Raw genomic sequence first — 16,333 nt, 5'->3', positions numbered from 1 at the left:
AAATCACATTATTTAAGTTTATCGTTGTTTTTATGACGATCCTTATCACGAACCGATTTCAAATCCATTTTCTTATCGAAAGCCGCTTGTAAATCAATTCCTGTTTGGTTAGCCAAACATAAAACTACAAAAACGACATCGGCTAATTCTTCACCTAAGTCTTTATTTTTATCGCTTTCTTTTTCTGATTGTTCTCCGTAACGACGGGCAATAATACGAGCTACTTCTCCAACCTCTTCGGTTAATTGTGCCATATTAGTCAGTTCATTAAAATAACGAACTCCATGTTCTTTGATCCAGTTGTCTACGTCTAATTGCGAATTTTTCAAGTCCATTTTATATTTTTTTTAAAACAATTTTTTCGTTTTGTGCAACAATCATTTTTTGAAAAAAATCTTTTATCGTGTTATAGTAACTTGGAGAAATAACACTTTTATTAATTTCCCTAATTATAGAAATTTGAATTTTATCTCCTGAACTAGCCGAAAGAATACTAAAAACGGCCGTATTATCCTCAGTAGTTAATTTTATAGCTGTTGGTAATGATTCGACTTCATATCCTTCTGGAATTTCCAAGGTCAAATTGTACCGCATTTGTTTTGGAAATCCAAAATAGATTGGCATTTGCCTTTTTTCCATAACAAAAGGATTCTTTTGATAAGCAAAAAACAATAACGGATTAATAAACAACTTTCCTCCTATTCTTTCATAATGATTGTTGGACACAAAAGTAAATGTTTCAGTAATAGGATTCATTAAATCTGTTTCTCTATTTTCTATTTTGTAATCAGTAATGCGTGCTCCACCCAATTCATTTTCTAATTTTTCAAGATAGGTATCGGTGTTGATAGCATTGTTTTTTTCTCTAAAACTATATGCCTCATAATTTGTTTTTTGAATTCTTAATTTTCCTGAAATTTTTCCTTGGGAATCAATATTTGCTAAAGCGGTATAATTGATATTCGATTGAAAAGTGGGTGCCAAAATAATTTCTTCCGACGTACCGTCTGCTCTAATCAGTCGCCCGTTCCAATTTAAAGCATTTAGAGGTAAAATATTTTGGGTGGTGTATTTTTGAGTAGCGTCTAATAAAACTTGTTTTCCCTCCCTTTCAACTGCAGCAACTACATAATTATAAACTGTTCGGTTCGGATAAACAGGAACTCCGTGATCTACCGTGCTTATTAAAACAGGATTTGCTTTTATTCCTGCTAATTTAAGCATGTCTATTAAAATGAAATTGATTTCGGCACAATTACCCGTTTTTTCCAAATAGGCTTTTTTCACTCCTTTATTAGTAAAATAACCATATTCGTTATTCCAATTCATTTTGTTTTTTACAAATTCAAAAATCACATTTAGTTTATTCTTTTCCTCAACATCTTTAAGAATCAATTTAATGTCTTGCATTAAAAAATCTCGCTCCTCCAGTTGCTTTCCAAAATCATTATCTTTAAAAATGGTTTTTGTCACTCCTTCCCAAGTCATCGAATAGTCCTTTACTTTTTCATTAGGAAAACGAGTACTTTCCAACTCATGATACAACGCTGTTTTATAGTTTATAATATTGTCAACAAAAGCCTCTTCTTTCAATGCAGGCATATTTTCAACACTATACTTGCTGTTTATTTGGCTATAACGAAAACCTCCCGATTGTCCATGCTCATCTTCAAAATTTTGACTTCCTTGCGCATATTTAGCCTCTGATTTTATTGTTGTATATCCTGTAAGAATTGGCTTGTATACAAAATATTCTGGGATTTCCGTATCGTATTCCGCGTAATTTACCGGAATATCATATTGAAAATTATAAACAGGAAATTTTACTAAATTTTCTGATTTAAGCAAATATTTGATCTCTATCACTGAGCCTACCTTTACATTTGGCAACAAAATTGATGCCTCAGCCCAATTCTTATTTATCTCATTCTTAAAAACCCCTTCTCCTTTAAGCTTTGTTTTAACTACAATGTCATTTTCCAGATTATAAGTTGCACAATTTGAAAATTTAACTACATCATCATTGTATTTTTCATACCCTACATAATAGGGAACTTGAAAAGTAGCCCAGCTTAAACCCTCTTTCTTATAAATTTTTATTCTAAAAGTATATTCATGATTTAAGATAAATCCATTATTTCTTCTATAAGTATAAAACGTCCTACCTTTCTTAAATATAATTGCGGCAGCTGCTGTTGAATCTAGTGGATGCACTTTCTGTTGCAATTCCTCTTGAGAGGCCTTACCGTATTCAAAATTCTGGGCGTCACTTTTCGAAAAAGAAAAAATAAATAAAAAAATAAACACTATTTTTTTTAAAGACATCTGTTATTAGATTTTTGTTAAAACAATTTTTTCATTCTGCTTCTCCATCATTTTTTGAAAGAAATCTTTTAAAGCATCATATAAATCAGGAGGAACAACAGCTAAGTTTATTTCTTTTACAATTACAATTTGTATTTTATCATTGTCATATGCTATATTTATTGAATAAGACCCAACTGAATTAGCTGTTGAAATTTTTATGGGCTGCGGAACAGAAACTACTTTATATCCTTTTGGGATTTCAATGTTGATATTATACTTGTCCGTTTTTGGATATCCAAAATAAACAGGCATTTGTCTTTTTTCCAACACAAATGGATTTTGAGTACTATTAAAAAACAACAAAGGATTTATGTATATTTTACCCGCTATGATTTCGCAATGTTTGTTTGATGTGAATTTAAAACTTTCTATGACAGTAGATGAGTTAGTATCATCGTTAACTTGTTTATAATCATCAATTAGAATTCCACCTAAATCAGATTCTAATTTTTCAAGATATTTATCATCAGTCAATAAAGCGGTACTCTCTCTAAACCTTTGAGCTACATAGTCTGTTTTGCGAATTCTAGTTTGTCCAACCATTTTCCCTTGAGCATCTAAAGCAACTACAATATTTACATTTTCATTGGAATTTTTATCTGGTACTAAATTTATCTCTTGGGAATCTCCCTCTTCCTTTATTAAACGACCCGTCCAGTTTAAATCTTCTAATGGCAAAATACCAACTGAAGAATATTTATTGGAAGCATCCATTAAAATTTGTTTTCCATCAATTTCTGCTGCTGCAATAACTGAATTAAAAACGGTCCTATTTGGGTAAACTGGAACCCCATGCTGTATTGTACTTATTAATACTGGATCTGTTTTTATTCCAGCACTTTTAAGCATTGCAATTAAAATGAGATTTATTTCGGCGGTATTTCCAGTACCATCTTTATATGCTTTTTTAACTCCTTAATCTGTCAAAATACTGTAATCTCCATCAAAATTCATTTTAGCTTGAACAAATTTGAAAATGGTTTCCAGCTTATCTATTTCAGTAGTAACATTGGAATTGAGTGCTTTTACATCTGCATCCAAATAATTGTCTTTATTGAGTTCTCTCCCGAAACTATTGTAATCAAAAATATTCTTAGCTACTCCATCCCAAGTCATTGAATAGTCAACTACTCCATCAAACGGAAACCGAGTAGTCTCTAATTCATGCTGAATGGAAGATCTGTAATTTTTTATATTATCAATATAAGCCTCCTCTTTTAAGGCAGGAATATTCTCTGCTTTATAGCTTGCCAATTGATATTTATACGGAAAATCAGATTGCTGATTGTATTTATGAGAAAATGATTCCGTTTCTTTTACAATCTTTGAAGTGGCTTCTACTTTATTATACCCCGTTAAAAGTGTTTTATAGATGAATACTTCTGGAATATCCGTTTGATATTCTGCATAATTAACAGGGATTTCATACTGGAAATTAAATACGGGAAACCGCACATTATTTCTAGATTTCACAGTATAATTGATTTGAAATATGGAACCCACTTTTACGTTTGGCATGGTAATTAATGTCTGATTCCAATATTTATTAATATTAGTTTTCAAATTACCCTCCATTCTGAGCGGTGTTTCTTTTAATTCTCCATTTTCTAAATTATAAGTAACACAATTTGAAAACTTAACAATTTCTTCCTCAAACCCCTCTCTCTTATTGAGATAAATGACGCTAAAGTCGGCCCATTTTAAACCTTCTTTTTTGTACACTTTAAATCTAATATTAAAATCATGGTATAGATAAAAGCCATTTCCTCGTTCATACACAAAATATGTTCTTGCTTTTTTAAAAATAATTGCAGCTGCTGCAGTTGAATCTAGAGGATGTACTTTCTCTTGCAACTCCTCTTTTGTTACTTTACCATATTCTAAATTCTGGGCACTGCTTTTTGAAAAGAGAAGAAAAACAACTAAAACAATTCCAACTTTGCAATACTTCATTTAATTATACTTTTTTTAAAATAATTTTTTCGTTTTGTTTGTCAAGTATTTTTTGAAAAAACTCTTTTAATGCTTGATAATAATCGGCTGCAACAATAGCTTTACTAATCTCAGATGTCATAATAATTTGCACTTTATTTCCTGTATTGGCAATAACATACTTAAAAGTTCCTATTCCGTCAACACCGGCAATATTCAAGCCTGTAGGAATGGTTTCTACCACATATCCTTCCGGAATTTCAAGCGTAATATTGTATTTACTTTGAACAGGAAAACCAAAATCAACAGGGTATTCTCTTGATTCTTGTTTAAAAGGATTCTCTTTGACTCCTAAAAATAAGGACGGAGTAATATAAATTTTATCATTGATTCTCTCAAAATCCTTAGTGTCTTTAAATGCATACGATTCTACGATAGGTTTTGATAAGTCTAAATCATTTTCTCTTGTATATTCATTGACTTCAATACTATTGTTATCACTCTCTAATTCTTCTAAATAAGTATCTTCTTTCGTTGCTGCATTTTTTTGTCGGAACGATAATGCTTCTTGATCCGTAAATTGTTTTCTTAACTTCCCTGATATAAAACCCTCTTTACTTACAACAGCATTCATATTCACCGTTTCCCTCGAAAGCGTTGTTGGAGTTAGGCTTACTTCTGTTGATGTACCATCTTTTCTAATTAAGCGACCAAACCAGTTTAAATCTCTTAGAGGAAGCACATTTGGCAATGAAAATTTTTCGGTAGCATCCAGTAAAACTAATCCACTAGGTGTTTCTATTGCTGCTATTACATAATCAAAAGCAGTTCTATTTGGAAAGATCGCAACTCCGTTAGAACGTGTACTCAACAATACTGGATTAGCAGTTAATCCTGCATAACGCAACATAGCGGTTAACATTAGGTTAATTTCGGCAATATTCCCCGTTTTATCTTTGTAGGCTTTTTTAACTCCGTCATTACAAGAATATCCATAATAATTATTCCATTTTACGTTAGCCTTAACAAAATTAAAAATGGCTGCCACTTTTTCTTCTGGTGTATTTAGACCTGCGATTACAGCATTTACATCATTTTCAAAGTAACCCGTTTTTTCCAATTCTAAACCAAAATCATCATAATCATAAATTGTTTTGGCCACTGCTTTCCAATCGGTGGATAACGATTTCAGTGGTTGATTTGGATATTTAATAAGAGAAAGTTCTTGAATTAAACTAGACGTATAATTTTCAATATTATTAACATACGCTTCCTCTTTCATTGCAGGCAAGTTTTCAGCTAAATAAGTGGTTCTCGTTTCTTCGTACGATAATTTACTTTGACTGTAATTACTGGCTTGTCCTTTCATTAATCCAGCACCTTCATCTCTTTCCATTGTAGAAAAAAGAACTGCTTTTGCCTTTTTTTCAGCTGTTACTTTTGGAAATATAAATCCTTTATAATTAACATTAAAAGTATAATATTCAGGAATAAAAGTACGATACTCCGAGTAATTGACTGGAATACTCGCTTGAAAACTCCAGTCTTTTGGACTGCCTACATAAGGCGTTTTTATAGTATATTCAAATTCAATTACTGAACCTTCTTGCACATTGGGCATAGATATTTTTTTTTGGCCCCAATATCGATTTACAACCTCATCAAATTCACCGTCTTTACTCAGTTTTGTTTTTTCGATTTTTCCATCGACAAGATTATAGGTAATCGCATCTGAAAAGGTGACATTTTCTTTGGAACTATTGCCTATATAGTATCTTACTTTTTGATTAGCCCAATCATATCCTTCTTTCTTGTAAATCTTAATTCGTGTTTGCACCTCAGTAGTCATTACAAATCCGTTACTTTTGGAATAATCATAACTAGTTTTTCCTTTTTTAAATAATACCGCAGCAACAGCATCATTGTCTTTTGGATGTGCTTTTTCTTGTAGTTCTTCAATAGATACTTTTCCTAATTCGAAATTTTGGGCATTTGTTTTAGAAAATAGAAAAACAAATAAAACAAGCAAGAAAGTTTTTTTTAGATGCATTTGTAATTAGATTTTTGTTAATATTATTTTTTCACTTTGTTTATCAATCATCCCTTGATAATAGGATTTAAGCATGGAATAATATTCTGAAGAAACGATTGCTTCATTTATTTGATGCGTAATTGCTAACTGAATTGAATTATCAGATGAAGTGGTCATAAATTTAAAACTTCCTAGGTTATCTTCCATTGTAATCACAGTTGGAGCTGGAAGCTGTTCTACTTTATATCCCTCAGGAATATTAATATTTATTGTATATTTTTCTAAAAAAGGAAATCCATAATCAATAGGATATTCTCTTACTTCTTGTTTAAAAGGATTTTTTAGATCAGTAAAAAACAACAAGGGTTTTACATAAATTTTCCCTCCAATACGCTCACTCAGATTAGTTCCCGAAAAAGCATAGGTTTCCATTATTGGTAATTCAAGATTTGCTTCATTATTTCTAGAATATTCCTTTATTTCAATACTATTGCTTTTGTCTTCTAACTTCTCTAAATAAGCATCTTCAGTAACGCTATTAACATTGTCCCTAAAAACCATTGCATTATAATCTGTTTGTTGTTTTCTTAGTTTTCCTGTTATAAGTCCATTAGCATCAATAGAATAATTCATCATCACTGTCGTATTAGACAATGAGTTAGGCATTAGATTCACTTCATCTGATGTTCCATCTTTTCTAACCAACCTGCCAATCCAGTTCAACGCTCTAAAAGGCAAAACGTTTGGTGTTGAGAATTTATCTGAAGCATCAAGCAATATAACCCCAGTAGGAGTTTCAACAGCAGCTATTACATAATTGAAAGCAGTTCTATTGGGAAACATAGCAATTCCATTAGAACGGGTACTTACTAAAACTGGGTTGGCAGTCAATTTGGCATAGCGCAACATAGCGGTAAGCATTAGGTTAATTTCGGCTACATTTCCTGTTTTATCTTTATAGGCTTTTTTCACTCCATCATTACAAGAATACCCGTAATAATCGTTCCATTTTACCTTTGTTTTTAAAAAATTAAAAATGGCTGACACTTTCTCATCAGTAGTTGTTAAACCAGCAATAACACCCTTTAAATCATCCTCAAAATAGCCTGTTTTATTTAATTCAGGGCCAAAATCTTCATAATCATAGATGGTCTTTACAACCGATTTCCAATCTGTAGATAACATTTCTAAAGGTTTGTTTGGAGATTTAATCATTGACAATTCTAACGACACACTACTAATATAATTATCGACATTATTGACATAAACCTCTTCATTCACAGCAGCAAGATTCTTAGCCACATAGTTTGTATTCGTTTCTTGATAAAAAGTCTTTCTTTCCGAAAATTTGGTTCCTTGCCCAATAATTATTTCCTTGTCAACCATAACTATTTCTTTGTTCTTTTTGTCAGAAGTAATTGTTGGAGTTACAAACCCTTTAAAATGGGTTGAATAAGTATAATATTCTGGTATATAAGTTTTATATTCAGAATAATTCACTGGTATTCTTGACTGAAAATACCAATCTCTAAGGGAACCTACGTTTGGAGATTTAATAGTATATTGGTATTCTATTACTGAACCTACTTTTACATTAGGCATCGTAATTTTCTTTTTACTCCAATATCTATCAACTACTTCTTCAAATTCACCTTCACTTTTTAGTTTTGTCTTTTCTATTTTTCCATCAACCAAATTATAAGTAATTGCATCTGAAAAAGTGACTTTTTCTTTAAAAGAGCTTCCCATTCTAAATATTACCTGTTGATTTGCCCAATCATAACCTTCTTTTTTATAGATTTTAATACGAACATCAACAGTAGTAACTACGGTAAAACCAGCGTCATTTGTATATTCAAAATTAGTTTCTCCTTTTTTGTATAAAATTGCAGCAACTGCAGCAGTATCTTTTGGATGATTTTTTTCTTGAAGTTCCGCAATAGAAACTTTACCTAGCTTGAATTCTTGTGCATATAAGCTAGAAGAAAAAGAAGCCATAAATAATAAAAGAGTGAATAGGTTAGATTTCATTAGGTTAGATTTTGGTTAATATAATTTTGGCGTTGTCGTTTCTAGAGACTTGATCTATGAAGAGGCGGTATTCATCATATTCTGTATTAGAATAAAATCCCTTTTTAATAGACAAACTGCGTTTATACACTATAGTACTGTCATCTTTTTTAATAAATTCTGTTTTATATTCCCCAAATTTATTTTTCAATTCAAAATTAGTAGGCAAGAATTCAATAGCAAACTCCTTAGGTAAAGCAACGGTTATTTGGTCAATATCAGCAAAACCTCTTTGAATTTCAAATGGGTTTTTTCTGTTTCTTATCCTTTTTACACTTGTCGTGTATTGGTTATAAGCATTTATGGCAAACATCATTTTACCTGACAATAAATTACCATAGTTTGCTGCACTTATTTCAACCTTTTCAGCAAAACTGACACTTGACTTATCATTTAAAAAAGATAAGTTGTTGATTTTTAAATTATTAATGGTGTTCCAATACTCTTTATAATGTTGTTCTTTTTCTGTTGGCTGAAGATTTTCTATTGGTTCTTTTTGACTGTATTGCGACCCTTTGGATACTATTTCAATTTTACCTGCCAAATCACCATTAGCAGCCAAAGAATAATTTCCTGAACTGATTTGGCTATTGTATTTATCGATGTATTTTTGAGTATGTACTATTTCCCCTCCATCTGGTTTTATAACAAGTACATCTCTATCGTCAGTAAAAGTTCCTTGAAACCCAAAAGGGGCATCTTGACTTGTACATTCGAGCCAAGTATAATCATCTCCATTTGGGATGGCTAAAATCATATGATTTCCTTGCATAGACACAAATTGTGATTCAATATCTTTCTTATGACTATCTCCATATAAAACGGTATTATAGGACGGCACGCCAACTGTTTCTAAAAGTGCTTTTGTATAATTAGTCAAAGCCTTACAATCTCCATATCCTAAACGATCAACATCATTGGCAAACATTGGTTTCCAACCTCCAATTCCTACTTGAATACTAACATACCTAGATTTTTTTTGAACATAATCATAAATCAATTGTGCTTTCTTTATTGGATCTGTTTCATCTCCTATTAATGTTTTCATCTTTTCTTTTGTACCTTCAGGTAGACTAGTTGTTCCTGATAAAATATCATCATAATACCATTGTCCAAATTCCTTCCATGTCTTGGCTTTTCCATCAACATCTTCTAAATGAAAAAGTTCCAAACCCATCATGACTTTTGGAAAAAGAGAACTATAGGACGGGCTGTAATCTTCTTGCTTTTGCACTGGAATATTTATGGCTGTATAAGACAATTGAGTTGAAGTGTCTATCGTTTTTTGAATGTTGAAATTCGCAAAATTAAATTCCATTTTTTTAAAACCCAGATTATCTGGATAAGTCACATTCAAAACACTTTTCTCTACACTTACAAAAAAATTGGAAATAGGGTACCATTGCGGAATAAAGGCCGTCGTAGACGTTTCCAGTTTACTTTCATACACAACTGTAAAGGGGTATTGTGTAGGTGTATAATCTAAATAAATATAACGGCTATCAGAGAATAAAGTGCTTCCACCTGCAGCACTGTTATCTTTAAAATCTTTCCTTTTTATTTTTTTTATTTCTTTGCCTGCTGCATCATAAATGGTTGCCTGAATATCTTTGACAGTTGTTTTTTTATCGTAATTCTCTACAGCATCAATCTCCGACAGCCCTTTCTCATTTAAAACCGTAATTACTCTAGTTGAATTGATAGTCATATCTCGTTGGGAAGCGATAACAATATCTATTTGATTCAAACGAACAACAGCATTAGCATTTTCTTTTAAACTATCAGCAATAAGTAATGCCGAATAATCATTTTTTTGGGATTGTACGGTAAAAGTTGTAAAAACAACTAGGGATACCAATAGCATTTTTATTTTCATAGTAGGTTTTGAGAGTTTGAATAATTACCAAATAGGAAGGATTGCATAAAGTAACAAAAACCTCTAAGGGAGCTTTTACTTTATGTTTTGGGAATTTTAAGTATTCGTGGCTATCAAAAATAGAATAATTCTGACAATAAACAAGTTCTACTCTCTATTTTTACTATCTATGATTATGGTAACTGGTCCGTCATTTAAAAGACTCACTTTCATGTCGGCACCAAAGATTCCGGTTTGGATTTTCTTTCCTAGCTCCAACTCTAATTTTTCAATAAAGCTTTCATATAGCGGAATAGCAACTTCTGGTTTTGCTGCTTTAATATAAGAAGGGCGATTGCCTTTTTTAGTTGCGGCATGCAGTGTAAATTGACTCACGACAATTACTTCGCCTTTAATATCTTGAATCGAGTGATTCATGACGTGGTTTTCATCATCAAAAATTCTGATTTTTGTAATCTTACCTACTAACCAAGTTAAATCCTCTTGCACATCGGCATCCTCAATACCTACCAAAATCAACAGCCCTTTTTGGATATCGGCTATTACTTTATGATCTACTGTAACAGAGGCGGAAGAAACTCTTTGAAGGACTACTTTCAAATTAATGGTGAATTATAAATTATTTTACTTTTTTAAACTGCTTTTAGCAAAGATTATTTCCTAGATTCATCACTTTCCATTCTATCTTCATTATAAATATCGGTACGATAATGCTCGTCGTCTCCTTCTAAAATTTTAAGGTAACTATTGTATCTCGACCATGCAATTTCATCTTTTTCTAAGGCTTCTTTTACAGCACATTTTGGTTCGTCTTTATGCAAACAATTATTAAATTTACACTGATCTTTTAATTTGAAAAATTCAGGGAAATAACCACTAATCTCGGCTTTTTCCATATCTACCATTCCAAAACCTTTAATTCCTGGGGTGTCTATAATGCTTGCGCCAAAAGATAAATCATACATTTCTGCAAATGTAGTTGTATGTTGCCCTTGTTTACTGGCGTCTGAAATTGTTTTAGTTTTTAAGTGCAAAGACGGTTCCATAGCATTCACCAACGTTGATTTCCCAACACCCGAATGTCCCGAGAACATACTTACTTTACCAATCATCATTTCTTTCAAGGCATCGATTCCTTTCATTTCGGTAGATGAAACTCTAAGGCATTTATAACCTACTTCTTGATACACATGTTGCATATACAACTGTTCGTCAAGTGTTGGTTCGTCAAGAGTGTCTATCTTATTAAAAACCAAAATAGTTTCAATCCCATATGCTTCTGCAGTTACTAGAAAACGATCAATAAAATTAAAAGTCGTTGGAGGATTATTTACCGTAACCAATAAAAAAACACGATCAATATTTGACGCAATAATATGCATCTGATGGGATAAGTTGACTGATTTACGTACAATATAATTCTTTCTTTCATGAATATTATGAATTGTTCCAGTAACCGTATCCGATGATTCTTCGAGTTCATAATCCACAACATCACCCACAGCAATTGGATTAGTGCTTTTAATTCCTTTGATACGGAATTTCCCTTTCATACGGCATTCTATAAAATCACCTTGTTCTGATTTTACAGTGTACCAACTTCCTGTAGATTTATATACGAGTCCTGTCATGTTGCAAAGGTAAAATTTTGTTTCAAGTTTAAAGTTTAAAGTTTAAAGTTTTTAATAGTGTCTACAAATAAAAAAATCCCCACAACTTTAATTTAAAAGCTGTGGAGATTACTATTATAAAATCCTAATTTTAATTATGCATTAAGTACTTTGTCTTGATGACCAATACTTTCTTGGTGAATTGCTTTGAACATTCTAAGAATAAATTCTTCTGAAAGTCCTTTTTTCTCCCCTTCAAGAATCATTTTTCCAAGAATTTCGTTCCAACGTGTGTTTTGTAAAACAGCCACATTTGAGTCTTTTTTCACTTGACCAATTTCGTCAGCCACTTTCATTCTTTTTCCTAATAACTCTAATAAATTAGCATCAAGAACATCAATGTTTGCTCTTAATTTTGTCATTTTATTAGCATATTCATCCGTGTCTCCACTTACTTTTCTTACTCTCAAATCTTTGAAAATTTGTTTCAAAGCGTCTGGCGTTACTTGTTGTGCAGCATCACTCCAAGCATTGTCTGGATCAATATGAGTTTCAATGATCATACCGTCATAATTTAAATCCAATGCTTCTTGAGTTACTTCAAGAATCATATCGCGGTTACCAGTGATATGAGATGGATCAATGATTAATGGTAAATCAGGGAATTTATTTTGTAATTCAATCGCAATTTGCCATTCAGGAATGTTTCTGTATTTTGTTTTTTCGTAAGTAGAAAATCCTCTGTGAATTACTCCAAGATTTTTAATTCCAGCAGCATATAAACGCTCTACACCACCTAACCACAAAGCCATATCTGGATTCACTGGGTTTTTGATCAATACAATTTTATCAGTTCCTTTTAAAGTATCAGCAATTTCTTGAACTGCAAACGGGTTTGCAGTTGTACGAGCACCAACCCACAAAACATCAATATCATGCTCCAAAGCTAATTTACAGTGTGCCGCTGTTGCTACTTCAGTTCCCATCAATAAACCTGTCTCTGCTTTTGCTTTTTGCAACCATTTCAAACCAATTTCTCCCACACCTTCAAATCCTCCTGGACGTGTTCTTGGTTTCCATATACCTGCTCTAAAAACACTTACATCTGAATCTTTCAATTCATGAGCAATTTTTAATACTTGATCTTCTGTTTCAGCACTACAAGGTCCTGCAATTACAAATGGATGAGTTAAATTAAATTCATTCAACCAATTTCTCATTTCTTTCTTGTTTTCCATCTTTTCTAATTATTTATTTTATTATTTTTTTATGTGTTGTTCTTCTCTATTTTAATCTATCATTTGAATGTGAATTACTTCTTTACATTCATTCCATTCAATATTTCTTTTATTTTATTTACACTTTCCATTTCATCAAAAATGGCATTGTATTCATCCTTTACCAATAAATCTTTAAATTGAGTCAAGTTGGCTATATATCCTTCTAAAGCTTCCACCACTTCCAACTTATTTTGTTTGAAAATTGGGGTCCACATTGCAGGCGAACTTTTTGCCAAACGCACTGTACTTTCAAAACCAGAACCCGCCATATCAAATATATCCTGCTCGTCTTTTTCTTTGTTTATTACTGTTTTTCCAAGCATAAAAGCACTAATGTGAGACAAATGCGACACATAAGCAATATGTTTGTCATGTGATTTTGGATCCATATAACGTATTCTCATTCCCATTGCTTTAAAAAGATCTAATGCTTTCTCCTGCAATTTAAAAGCAGTACGTTCTACTTCACAAATTATATTAGTCTTCCCATTGAACAAATCATGTATTGCTGCCGATGGCCCTGAAAACTCGGTTCCTGCAATAGGATGAGTTGCAATAAAATTTCTTCTTCTTGAATGATTAGCAATTGCTTCACAAATTGGCGCTTTGGTAGAGCCCACTTCAAAAACAATAGAATTTTCTCCTACAGCATCCAATACATTAGGCAATAGCGTTAAAGCGACATCCACTGGAACCGATACAATTACAAAATCAGCATTCGATAGATCTTCGAATTGGGCGGCTTCATCAATAACCCCCAAATCCAATGCTTGTTTCACATGACTTTCGTTATGATCGATACCATAAATAGTGGCTGATGGATCTAAGGTTTTAATGTCTAACGCCATCGATCCTCCTATTAATCCTATTCCTATTATATAAACTTTCATTTAATTAAATCTATCAATTGCTTCCTGTACTTTTTCTTCCCCTACACATAATGCAAAACGAATATATCCTTCTCCGTTACTTCCAAAAATTGTTCCTGGTGCTATAAAGAGATGTTTCTCATGTAAGATTTGGTCTATAAATTTTTCAGCTGAAGTTATTCCTTCTGGCAATTTGGCCCAAACAAACAATCCAACACCTTCCTTATATACTTTACAGTTTAATTTCTCCGCTAATTGTTCTGTCAAAACACGACGTTTCTTGTAAATTTCATTCATCGAATCAAACCACGCTTTATCACTTTTTAAAGCAGCTATAGCCCCTTTTTGAATTCCAAAAAACATACCGCTGTCCATGTTGCTTTTTACTTTCAAAACAGCATCAATACAAGCTGCATTCCCCAGAACCATTCCTACTCTCCATCCTGCCATATTGAACGTTTTACTTAAAGAATTTAGCTCTAATGCTACGTCCTTCGCGCCTTCCACTTGTAACAAACTCATTGGCTTATCATTCAAAACAAAACTATATGGATTGTCATTGATTAATAAAATAGTATGTTTTTTGGCGAAAGCCACTAACTTTTCAAATAACTCCAAACTTCCTCTCGCCCCTGTTGGCATATGTGGATAACCAATCCACATAATTTTAACTTTAGATAAATCCAATTTTTCTAAAGCGTCAAAATCAGGTTCCCAATTTGTACTTTCTTTTAAATCATAATAAACGGGAACAGCACCCACTAAATTAGTTACTGAAGTATAAGTAGGATATCCTGGATTTGGTATTAATACTTGATCTCCTTCATTTAAGAAAGCCAATGAAATATGCATAATACCTTCCTTAGAACCCATCAAAGGCAAAACTTCAGTATTGGGATTCAAATCCACATTATAGTTGTTTTTATAAAAATCAACCATTCCATTTCTCAATTCCGGTAATCCTTGATAACTTTGATAACCATGAGCATTTTCCTCTTTCACGGCAAGAACCACTGCATCAATAACTTCTTGTGAAGGTTGCAAATCCGGACTTCCAATTCCCATATTTATTATTGGATTCCCTTCGGATGCCAATTGTCTTACTTCTCTCAATTTAGAGGAGAAATAGTATTCTTCAATGATATCTAATCTTTTTGCTGTTGTAATCATTACTGTTTTTTAAATTCTTTTGACCTTGATGAGTTTATAACTTTTGACTAATTATGGCTTTGTATTTTTATATTCGCCCAAAACTTTAAAATACTCTGCCATTATTTCTAATAACGATTTTGCTTTTTCGTAATCTGCATATTTTTCAAAAGTTACATCCACAAAAAAGGAATATTTCCAAGGTGTTTCAATTTTTGGCAAGGATTGAATTTTGGTCAAATTCATTTTGCAATCACTCATTACATTAAGTACAGCTGCTAAACTCCCTCTTTTATGATCCAATTCAAATTTCAAAGACGCTCTGTTAATATCTTCCTTTGCTACAAATGCATTCTCTTTTTTAATTATAACAAAACGAGTCATGTTATTTTTAATCGTTTGAATTTCTGGTGCCAGAATTTCTAAATCATACATAATTGAAGCCGTTTTACTGGCAATTGCAGCGATTCCTTTTAATTGTTTCTCCTGAATTCTACGAGCTGTTTCGGCTGTATCTTTATCTTCAACTAATTTTATATTAGGATATTTTTTTAAAAAATCCATACACTGTAATAATGCCATTGGATGAGAATGTACTTCAACAATATCTTCCAATTTTTGTCCCTTAAGCGCCATCAAATTTTGATGAATACTTAAATAATGTTCTCCAATGATGTGCAAATTATTCTTATCAATCAACGCATAATTAGGAATAATAGGCCCCGCGATTGAATTTTCAATGGCCATAACTGCCTGCTCCGATTTTCCTGACAATAGACTGTCCACTAATTCTTCAAATGACAGACACTCGTCTACTGCTATATTTTGCTCAAAATATTCTTGTGCCACTTGATGGTGAAAAGAACCTAGTATCCCTTGAATTGCAATTTTTGTTCCCATTTATTCCAAAAAAAAATCCTGATTTTCATCAGGATTGTATATTATTTTTATTTGTTTCTTTTATTTCAAATAACCATAGCACAATCCTTACTTCCTATAAAAGAAGAAATAAGTGTTGCTAAAATAAAAACGGTTATTAGTTGACATTTTGATGTTTTTTTCAATGTTATCAATGCAAATGTATAAACATATTCAATACAAACACATAAAAAAATATGATTTTATCTAACAAAAAACGAATTCTTTGT

The 16,333-nt window shown here is 32.1% G+C and carries 13 protein-coding genes; all 13 read right to left on the bottom strand.

The features are described from left to right. Nucleotides 1-8: 8 nt before the first annotated feature. Nucleotides 9-335 (bottom strand): nucleotide pyrophosphohydrolase, encoded by a 327-nt coding sequence (locus AB3G34_RS16635; RefSeq protein WP_367756977.1) that lies wholly within the window; start codon nt 333-335, stop codon nt 9-11. 1 nt (nt 336) lies between these two features. Continuing rightward, nucleotides 337-2,325 carry a hypothetical protein gene (locus AB3G34_RS16630; RefSeq protein ID WP_369753067.1) on the bottom strand — a complete coding sequence of 663 codons (1,989 nt, stop codon included), beginning with the start codon at nt 2,323-2,325 and terminating at the stop codon, nt 337-339. A 6-nt stretch (nt 2,326-2,331) separates the two neighbouring features. After that, the gene (locus AB3G34_RS16625; RefSeq protein WP_369753066.1) at nt 2,332-3,216 is read right to left on the bottom strand and encodes a DUF3858 domain-containing protein; all 885 of its coding nucleotides are present in this window, start codon (nt 3,214-3,216) and stop codon (nt 2,332-2,334) included. A gap of 66 nt (nt 3,217-3,282) precedes the next feature. Further along, nucleotides 3,283-4,320 carry a hypothetical protein gene (locus tag AB3G34_RS16620; RefSeq protein WP_369753065.1) on the bottom strand — a complete coding sequence of 346 codons (1,038 nt, stop codon included), beginning with the start codon at nt 4,318-4,320 and terminating at the stop codon, nt 3,283-3,285. Nucleotides 4,321-4,324: 4 nt separating this feature from the next. After that, nucleotides 4,325-6,349, bottom strand: a complete 2,025-nt coding sequence (locus tag AB3G34_RS16615; protein WP_367773375.1) for a DUF3857 domain-containing protein — start codon at nt 6,347-6,349, stop codon at nt 4,325-4,327. Between the two features lie 6 nt (nt 6,350-6,355). Next, on the bottom strand, nt 6,356-8,362 hold the full coding sequence (locus AB3G34_RS16610; RefSeq protein WP_369753064.1) for a DUF3857 domain-containing protein: 2,007 nt from the start codon (nt 8,360-8,362) through the stop codon (nt 6,356-6,358). Between the two features lie 4 nt (nt 8,363-8,366). After that, nucleotides 8,367-10,277, bottom strand: a complete 1,911-nt coding sequence (locus AB3G34_RS16605; protein ID WP_369753063.1) for a DUF3857 domain-containing protein — start codon at nt 10,275-10,277, stop codon at nt 8,367-8,369. A gap of 147 nt (nt 10,278-10,424) precedes the next feature. Then, complete coding sequence (gene dtd / locus AB3G34_RS16600) at nt 10,425-10,877, bottom strand: D-aminoacyl-tRNA deacylase (protein WP_369753062.1); 453 nt, start codon at nt 10,875-10,877, stop codon at nt 10,425-10,427. A 53-nt stretch (nt 10,878-10,930) separates the two neighbouring features. Further along, on the bottom strand, nt 10,931-11,908 hold the full coding sequence (gene rsgA, locus AB3G34_RS16595) for a ribosome small subunit-dependent GTPase A (protein ID WP_367756963.1): 978 nt from the start codon (nt 11,906-11,908) through the stop codon (nt 10,931-10,933). Nucleotides 11,909-12,042: 134 nt separating this feature from the next. Then, nucleotides 12,043-13,125 carry a chorismate mutase gene (locus tag AB3G34_RS16590; RefSeq protein ID WP_367756961.1) on the bottom strand — a complete coding sequence of 361 codons (1,083 nt, stop codon included), beginning with the start codon at nt 13,123-13,125 and terminating at the stop codon, nt 12,043-12,045. Nucleotides 13,126-13,199: 74 nt separating this feature from the next. Further along, nucleotides 13,200-14,057: a prephenate dehydrogenase gene (locus tag AB3G34_RS16585; RefSeq protein WP_369753061.1), complete on the bottom strand. Its 858-nt coding sequence runs from the start codon at nt 14,055-14,057 to the stop codon at nt 13,200-13,202. Continuing rightward, nucleotides 14,058-15,206 (bottom strand): pyridoxal phosphate-dependent aminotransferase, encoded by a 1,149-nt coding sequence (locus tag AB3G34_RS16580; protein ID WP_367756957.1) that lies wholly within the window; start codon nt 15,204-15,206, stop codon nt 14,058-14,060. A gap of 51 nt (nt 15,207-15,257) precedes the next feature. After that, entirely contained in the window at nt 15,258-16,085 is an 828-nt protein-coding gene (locus AB3G34_RS16575; protein WP_367773363.1) for a prephenate dehydratase, read from the bottom strand. Nucleotides 16,086-16,333 lie beyond the last annotated feature (248 nt).

Origin of the sequence: Flavobacterium sp. WC2409, from assembly GCF_041200085.1 — a bacterium.
Lineage (GTDB): Bacteria > Bacteroidota > Bacteroidia > Flavobacteriales > Flavobacteriaceae > Flavobacterium.
Note: the sequence above shows the minus strand (reverse complement) of the source record. Positions and strands in the feature narration are given on the sequence as shown.

Excerpts from the sequence above, each read along its gene's own strand:
- AB3G34_RS16615 (WP_367773375.1), bottom strand. The coding sequence starts at position 6,349 with ATGCATCTAAAAAAAACTTTCTTGCTTGTTTTATTTGTTTTTCTATTT.
- AB3G34_RS16575 (WP_367773363.1), bottom strand. The coding sequence starts at position 16,085 with ATGGGAACAAAAATTGCAATTCAAGGGATACTAGGTTCTTTTCACCAT.
- AB3G34_RS16635 (WP_367756977.1), bottom strand. The coding sequence starts at position 335 with ATGGACTTGAAAAATTCGCAATTAGACGTAGACAACTGGATCAAAGAA.
- AB3G34_RS16590 (WP_367756961.1), bottom strand. The coding sequence starts at position 13,125 with ATGGAAAACAAGAAAGAAATGAGAAATTGGTTGAATGAATTTAATTTA.
- AB3G34_RS16585 (WP_369753061.1), bottom strand. The coding sequence starts at position 14,057 with ATGAAAGTTTATATAATAGGAATAGGATTAATAGGAGGATCGATGGCG.
- AB3G34_RS16625 (WP_369753066.1), bottom strand. The coding sequence starts at position 3,216 with ATGCTTAAAAGTGCTGGAATAAAAACAGATCCAGTATTAATAAGTACA.
- AB3G34_RS16580 (WP_367756957.1), bottom strand. The coding sequence starts at position 15,206 with ATGATTACAACAGCAAAAAGATTAGATATCATTGAAGAATACTATTTC.
- rsgA (WP_367756963.1), bottom strand. The coding sequence starts at position 11,908 with ATGACAGGACTCGTATATAAATCTACAGGAAGTTGGTACACTGTAAAA.
- AB3G34_RS16610 (WP_369753064.1), bottom strand. The coding sequence starts at position 8,362 with ATGAAATCTAACCTATTCACTCTTTTATTATTTATGGCTTCTTTTTCT.
- AB3G34_RS16630 (WP_369753067.1), bottom strand. The coding sequence starts at position 2,325 with ATGTCTTTAAAAAAAATAGTGTTTATTTTTTTATTTATTTTTTCTTTT.
- AB3G34_RS16605 (WP_369753063.1), bottom strand. The coding sequence starts at position 10,277 with ATGAAAATAAAAATGCTATTGGTATCCCTAGTTGTTTTTACAACTTTT.
- AB3G34_RS16620 (WP_369753065.1), bottom strand. The coding sequence starts at position 4,320 with ATGAAGTATTGCAAAGTTGGAATTGTTTTAGTTGTTTTTCTTCTCTTT.